Below are 6968 nucleotides of genomic sequence, written 5' to 3'. Positions count from 1 at the left end.
CGAGCGCCGCATGCAACACCGCGCCGGTCGGGTCGGCCTGCGCGAGCGCCGGTGCGATCTCGTGCAGCCCGTCGGTTCGCCCGGAAGCAATCTCCTGCGCGAGCCGGCGCAGCGCCCCGTCGCCGATCGCGCCCGCGACACCGCCCTTCAGGCTCGCGACGATCCCCGCGACCAGTACAAAGCCCATGGCCGCGATATTCAGTGCGAGCGAGATCATCCGCGCGCTCATGTCGATGCCCGACGCCATCCCCGCCCGCGCGCTCGGCACCGCACCCGTCGTCGTGTTGGTCACCGGCGTGTTCGTGAGCCCGAGCCCGATGCCGGCGATCACGCAGCCGGGCAGCATCGTCACCCAGCTCGCGTGGTCGGCCGCGCTGCCGATCCGCATCAGCGCAAAACCGGCGGCAATCGTGAACAAGCCGCCCGGGATCACGACGCCCGGCCCGTAGCGCAGCGCGAGCCGCTCGCCGAACGGCGGCGCGACCAGCGTCGGCAGCGTGTACGCGAGCAACGCGAGGCCGGCCGTCACGCTGTCGTAGCCGAGCGCGACCTGGAACCAGATCGGCAGGTAGATCATGAACGGCCAGAAGCTGAAGTTCATCCCCATCGAGCCGAAGATCGCGCCGGTGAACGCGCGGATCCGGAACACCGAGAAGTCGAACATCGGCCGCGCGCTCGCGCGTTCCGCGAGGAAGAAGCCGGCCACCGCCAGCACGGTCGCGCCGAGCACGCCGAGGCCGGCGGCGCTCGTCAGCCCGAGTTCCGCGCTTTGCGTGATGTAGAAGGCCAGGCCCAGCACCGCGAGCGACAGCGTGACGATGCCCGCCACGTCGAGGCTGCCCGCGTGCGGATCGCGCGACTCCTGCACCGCGCCGCCGATCAGCGCGAGCGCGACGGCCGCGAGCGGTGCATGGACGAGGAACACCCATGGCCAGTTCGCCAGCGCGACGATCGCGCCGCCGACGATCGGCCCGAAACCGAGCCCGATGCCGAACACGATCCCCCAGATCCCGAATGCGCGGCCGCGCTCGCGGCCTTCGCGGAACTGGTGCGACAGCACCGCAATCTGGCAGATCAGCATCGCGCCGCCGCTGGCGCCCTGCAGCAGCCGGCCCGCGACGAGCACCGGCACGTTCGGCGCGAGCCCGCACAGCAGCGACGTCGCGCCGAACAGCACGGTACCGGTCACGTACACGCGCTTGCGGCCGAACCGGTCGGCGAGCGTGCCGGCCGCCATCAGCACGGTCGTACACGCGATCGTGTACGCGTTCATGATCCACTGCATGCCGTTGAAATCGCCATGCAGCACGTGTTCGAGCGTCGGCAGGATCACCGGCACGCTCGAGATTTCGAGGCCGAACATCAGCGACGTGAGACAGACGGCCGCGAGCGCGACCGCATTCCTGCGGGAGTCGGATAGCGTCATGCGTATTGCGCGGCGGCCCGGCAACGGGCCGCGCGCCTCCAGATGAGAAGGATGGGTCGCGCGCGGCCGGCAACGCACGCTGAACCGGAATCGGTACTATAGTGAGAATTCTGATCCCCATTGACGCAGGTATTTCTCCAGACTGGGGAACCACAGGACTCAATCACCCCTCCCTCCGATGACCGACAGACTCGACGGCGTGACGACCTTCGTCCAGGTAGTGGAATCGGGCAGCTTCGCGCTCGCGGCGGAGCGGCTCGACATGACGCGTTCGGCCGTCGGCAAGGCGGTCGCACGGCTCGAGAAGCGGCTCGGTGCGCGGCTGCTGCAGCGCACGACGCGCAGCCAGAGCCTGACCGACGACGGCCAGGCGTACTACGACCGCTGCGTGCGCGCGCTGGCGGAACTGGAAGCGGCGGAGGCCGACCTCGACTGCGGCCGCAACGAGCCGCGCGGGAAGCTCCGCCTGAGCGTGCCGCTCGCGTTCGGGCACCACTGCGTGACGCCCGTCGTGCTCGATCTCGCACGCACCTACCCGGATCTGCGGATCGACGTGTCGATCACCGACCGTTTCGTCGATCTCGTCGAGGAAGGCATCGACCTCGCGGTGCGGATCGGCACGCTCGCGGACAGCACGAGCCTCGCGGTGCGGCGGCTCGGCACGCAATACGGGAGCCTCGGCGCGGCGCCGTCGTATCTCGCCCGCCACGGGATGCCGAAGACGCTCGACGACCTGAAGCATCACCGGACGATCGCGTATTCACGCTCGGGCGTGGTTCAACCGTGGGACTTGCGCGCGCCGGACGGCTCGACGGTACGTATCGACATGCCGCACCAGCTCAGTTTCGACGACGTGCAGGCGATCGCGGCGGCCGGCGCATCGGGGTTCGGGATCGCCTGGCTGCCGAGCTGGCTGCTCGATCACTACGTGAAGCGCGGCGAGATGACGGTCGTGCTCGACCGCTGCTTCGTCTGCGAAGGCGACATCCACGCGATCTGGCCGAAGACGCGCTACCTGCCGCGCAAGACGCGCTGCGTGATCGACGCGTTCGCGCAGGCGATTCCGCCGATGATCGAGCGGTGAAATGACACGCGCGCCGCGCGGCAGCCTGTGCCCGCACGGCGCGCCGGCTACGCGCTCACGCCGCGCCGAGATCGGCGAGCGGATGCGCGAACAGCTTCCACGGCGACGTGAGGAAATGCCGCACGCGTTCGGCGCGCAGCTCGACGAGCGACGCGGGTGCCCAGCGCGGCTTGCGATCCTTGTCGACGAGATGCGCGCGCACGCCTTCGCAGAAGTCGCCTTCCTCGATCGCGCGCGCGACGATGCCGAGCTCCATCCGGAACGATTCGGCGAGCGTCATCTGGCGGCCGCGCAGCAGCGCCTCGCGCGTCACGTACAGCATCGTCGGCGAATGGCCCGTGAGCGCATCGAGCGTCGCCTGCAGCCATTGACGGTGCTCGCGCGACAGTTCCTCGCGCGCGAGATCCTGCGTCAGCGTCGCAACGATCCGCTCGACGGTCGAGCGCTTGTCGAAGTGACGCACGATCCACGGCATCTGCCCGTCGAGCGCCGCATGCGGCACGACGTTGCAGGGCGGCTCGAACACCTTGCGCAGCAGCGGCAGCGCATCGCCTTCCCACTTGACGCTTTCGATGCGCGTCTCGAACGTGTCGAGCCACGCGGACGGCACGCACAGATCCGCGAGCTTCGCGGTCAGCGCGTCGGCACCGGACAGCATCGCGCCGGTCAGCCCGACGTACAGCTCGAGTTCCGCCGGCATGCGCGACAGGAAATGCGTCGCGCCGACATCGGGCACGAGGCCGATGCGCGTTTCCGGCATCGCGATCTTGCTGCGCTCGGTCGCGACGCGCAACGCGGCGCCCTGCGCAAGGCCCATCCCGCCGCCCATCGTCACGCCGTCCATCAGCGCGACCACCGGCTTCGGGAACGTATGGATCGCGTAGTCGAGCCGATACTCGTCGACGAAGAACGGCAGCCAGGTTTCGCGCTGCGCGACCATCCTGTATAGCGCACGCACGTCGCCGCCCGCGCAGAAGCCCTTCTCGCCCGCCCCGCGCAGCACGACCGCGACGATCTGGTCGTCGTGGCGGCAGCGTTCGAGCAGCGCGGCCAGCTCGCCGATCATCGCGTACGACAGCGCGTTGAGCGCGGCCGGCCGGTTCAGCGTGATCAGCGCCACGCGATTCACCACGCGGAACAGCACCTCGGGGGCATGCTCCGCGAACGCGTCATGATTCGTGACCGGCGTGCTCATCGTTGCCCCTCCCCGTCGGTGTGCCACTGCGGCGCGCGCTTGCCGAGGAACGCGGCCACGCCTTCGCGCGGATCGCTGGTATCGAACAGGTCGACGAAGCGTTCGCGCTCGACCGCGAGCGCCGCGCCGCACGGCACGCCGCGGCGCGCGAGGCCGATCAGCTCCTTGCTGTACGCGACCGCGTGCGGGCTCTGCCGCGCGACGTTGCGCGCCAGCGCCAGCGCCGCATCGCGCGACGCGCCCGACTCCACGACGTCCTCGACGAGGCCGATGCGCAGCGCGGTGGCCGCGTCGACACGCGCGCCGGTCAGGATGATCTTCTTCGCCCAGCCTTCACCGACGAGCCAGGGCAGCGTCTGCGTGCCGAGCCCGCACGGCAGCAGGCCGACCGACGGCTCGGGCAGCGCCATCTGCGCATGAGTTTCGGCGATCCGCAGGTCGCACGCGAGCGCGCATTCGAGGCCGCCGCCCATCGCGTAGCCGTTGATCGCCGCGATCGTCACGACACGCGCGTCGTGCAGCGCCTCGAACGCCGCGCCGAAGCGCGACGCCATCGCGCGCGCGACCGCGCGGTCGCCTTCGGCGAAGGTGTTGAGGTCGGCACCCGCGCTGAAGAACTTCGGGCCGTCGCCCGTGATCACCAGCGCGCGCACGCGCGGGTTCGCATTCAGTTCGGCGACGGTGTCCTGCAGTTGCCGCAGGCCGTCGGCGGTAAAGGCGTTCGCGGGCGGACGCTTGAGCGTCGCGCACGCGATCGCGCCGTCGTCGACGTAGTCCAGTTCGATCATGACGCGTCCTTCTTGCTGGCCGGTTGGTACAGGCGGATCACCGCCGAGAAGTCGAGCTGGCCGTCGCCACGGCTGCTCATCGTCTGGTACAGCTGCTGCGCGAGCGCGCCGAGATAGACGGGCTGGCGGGCCTGCTTCGCGGCGTCGTTCGCGAGGCCGAGATCCTTCAGCATCAGGTCGGTGCCGAAGCCGCCCGAGTAACCGCGCGACGACGGCGCGGTCTCGATCACGCCCGGATACGGGTTGTAGGTGTCCGAACTCCAGCAGCGGCCCGTCGACGTGTTGACGATGCCGGCCAGCACCTTCGGGTCGATGCCGAGCGCGACGCCGAGCGACATCGCCTCCGACACCGCCGCCATCGAGATGCCGAGCACGAGGTTGTTGCAGACCTTCGCGACCTGCCCCATGCCCGTCGCGCCGCAATGGACGATGTTCTTGCCCATGCCCGCGAGTACGGGCTTCACGCGCTCGAAATCCGCGTCGCTGCCGCCGACCATGAAGGTCAGCGTGCCGGCCGCCGCGCCGCCGGTGCCGCCCGACACGGGCGCATCGACGAACGCGCCGCCGTGCTCGCGCACCAGCGCGCCGAACGCCTGTGCGCTCGCCGGGTCGATCGTGCTCGAATCGATCACGGTCGCGCCCGCGCCGAGGCCGGCGAGCACGCCGTTCTCGCCGGACAGCACCGAGCGCACGTGCGGCGCGGCCGGCAGCATCGTGATGACGAACGTCGCGCCCGATGCGGCATCGCGCGGCGACGCGGCCACCTGTGCGCCGGCATCCTGCAGTGCGCGCAAGGCGTCGGCGCTCAGGTCGAACGCGTGCACTTCATGGCCGGCTTTCAGCAGGTTCAGCGCCATCGGCGCGCCCATGTGGCCGAGGCCGATAAAACCGATTTTCATTTTGGTGTCCTCCACGGCTCAGTGCAGCCGGATCGTCGTATTCACCGGGCCGGCCGTCGTGTCGTCGTCGAACCAGCGCGCGGTGACCGTCTTGGTCTGCGTGTAGAACTGCACGACCTGCTTGCCGTACGGGCCGAGATCGCCGAGCTTCGAGCCGCGCGAGCCCGTGAAGCTGAAGAACGGCACGGGCACCGGGATCGGGATGTTGATGCCGACCTGGCCGATGTCGATCTCGCTCTGGAACTTGCGCGCGGCCGCGCCGCTTTGCGTGAACAGGCCCACGCCGTTGCCGAACGGGTTCGCGTTGACGAGCGCGATCGCGTCGTCGAGCGAGTCGGCTTCGAGCACGACGAGCACCGGGCCGAAGATTTCGTGCGTGTAGATCGACATGTCGGTCTTCACGCCCGAGAAGATCGTCGGGCCGATGAAGTTGCCGCTTTCGTAGCCGGCCACCTTCACGTCGCGACCGTCCAGCTCGAGCTTCGCGCCTTCGCTCACGCCCGCTTCGATCAGCGACAGGATGCGCGCCTTCGCGGCCTTCGACACGACCGGGCCGACGTCGGTGCCGGCTTCCGCGCCCGCATTCACCTTCAAGAGCTTCGCCTTCGCGACGAGATCGGGCAGCCAGTCGCGCGCTTCGCCAACCAGCACCGCGACCGACGTCGCCATGCAGCGCTGCCCCGCCGCGCCGAAGCCGGCGCCGACGAGCGCATTGATCGTCTGCTCGCGGTTCGCATCGGGCAGCACGACCGCATGGTTCTTCGCGCCCATCATCGACTGCACGCGCTTGCCGTGCGCGCTGCCGAGGTTGTACACATGCGTGCCGACGGTCGTCGAGCCGACGAACGAGATCGCCTTCACGAGCGGATGCGTGCAGATCGCGTCGACGACTTCCTTGCCGCCGTGCACGACGTTCAGTACCCCTTTCGGTACGCCGGCCTCGATCGCGAGCTCGACGAGCTCCATCGTCGACATCGGGTCCTGCTCGGACGGCTTCAGCACGAACGTGTTGCCGCAGACGATCGCCATCGGGAACATCCACAGCGGAATCATCGCGGGGAAGTTGAACGGCGTGATACCCGCGCACACGCCGAGCGGCTGGCGCAGCGTGTAGGTATCGACGCCGCCCGCGACGTTCTCCGCGAATTCGCCGAGCTGCAGCGAACCGATCGAGCAGGCATGCTCGACGACTTCGAGGCCGCGGAAGATGTCGCCTTCGGCATCGGGAATCGTCTTGCCCTGCTCGGCCGTCAGCGTCTTCGCGATGCGCTGCTGGTTCGTGCGCACCAGATCCTGGAACTTCAGCATGATGCGCATGCGCGCGGCGATCGGTGTGTTCTTCCACGTCGCATACGCGGCGTGCGCGGCCTGCACGGCCGCGTCGACTTCCGCGACGGTCGCGAACGGCACGCGCGCGAGCACCTGCTGCGTCGCCGGATTGACGATGTCGCGCCACTCTTTCGTGGCGGACTCGACGAAAGCGCCGTCGATCAGCAGCTTGACCGTCGGCACGTCTTGCCCCGTTTGGGGCGTCGGATTCGCGTTCATCGATCCCTTCTCCTTGCAGAGGGCCGCG

At 69.2% G+C, this 6968-nt stretch carries 6 protein-coding genes; 1 reads left to right on the top strand and 5 read right to left on the bottom strand.

Annotated elements, in window-relative coordinates; genetic code table 11:
• The coding region (locus ABY44_RS18835; RefSeq protein ID WP_431641578.1) for an MFS transporter at window positions 1-1426 on the bottom strand (1426 nt) is incomplete at its 3' end.
• Window positions 1427-1604: 178 nt separating this feature from the next.
• Between ABY44_RS18835 and ABY44_RS18830 the strand changes: the two genes are divergently transcribed.
• On the top strand, window positions 1605-2510 hold the full coding sequence (locus tag ABY44_RS18830; protein ID WP_027789611.1) for a LysR family transcriptional regulator: 906 nt from the start codon (window positions 1605-1607) through the stop codon (window positions 2508-2510).
• Between the two features lie 55 nt (window positions 2511-2565).
• On the opposite strand, the gene ABY44_RS18825 is transcribed toward ABY44_RS18830, so the two are convergent.
• The 4 genes from ABY44_RS18825 to ABY44_RS18810 are packed head-to-tail and all read right to left on the bottom strand — an operon-like array spanning window position 2566 to window position 6940.
• Window positions 2566-3705, bottom strand: coding sequence for an enoyl-CoA hydratase/isomerase family protein (locus ABY44_RS18825; RefSeq protein WP_042976715.1), 1140 nt, complete (start codon window positions 3703-3705; stop codon window positions 2566-2568).
• On the bottom strand, window positions 3702-4493 hold the full coding sequence (locus ABY44_RS18820; RefSeq protein ID WP_060173639.1) for an enoyl-CoA hydratase: 792 nt from the start codon (window positions 4491-4493) through the stop codon (window positions 3702-3704). The genes ABY44_RS18825 and ABY44_RS18820 overlap by 4 nt, the downstream gene beginning before the upstream one ends.
• On the bottom strand, window positions 4490-5392 hold the full coding sequence (mmsB, locus tag ABY44_RS18815) for a 3-hydroxyisobutyrate dehydrogenase (protein ID WP_027789614.1): 903 nt from the start codon (window positions 5390-5392) through the stop codon (window positions 4490-4492). Before mmsB ends, ABY44_RS18820 begins: the two co-directional genes overlap by 4 nt.
• 18 nt (window positions 5393-5410) lie before the next feature.
• A complete protein-coding gene (locus tag ABY44_RS18810) occupies window positions 5411-6940 on the bottom strand; it encodes a CoA-acylating methylmalonate-semialdehyde dehydrogenase (protein ID WP_060173640.1) in 1530 nt (509 codons plus the stop codon).
• Window positions 6941-6968 lie beyond the last annotated feature (28 nt).

This window comes from Burkholderia sp. ZZQ-2 (assembly GCF_050768715.1).
GTDB lineage: Bacteria > Pseudomonadota > Gammaproteobacteria > Burkholderiales > Burkholderiaceae > Burkholderia > Burkholderia cepacia.
This window is presented reverse-complemented; position numbering and strand designations above follow the sequence as displayed.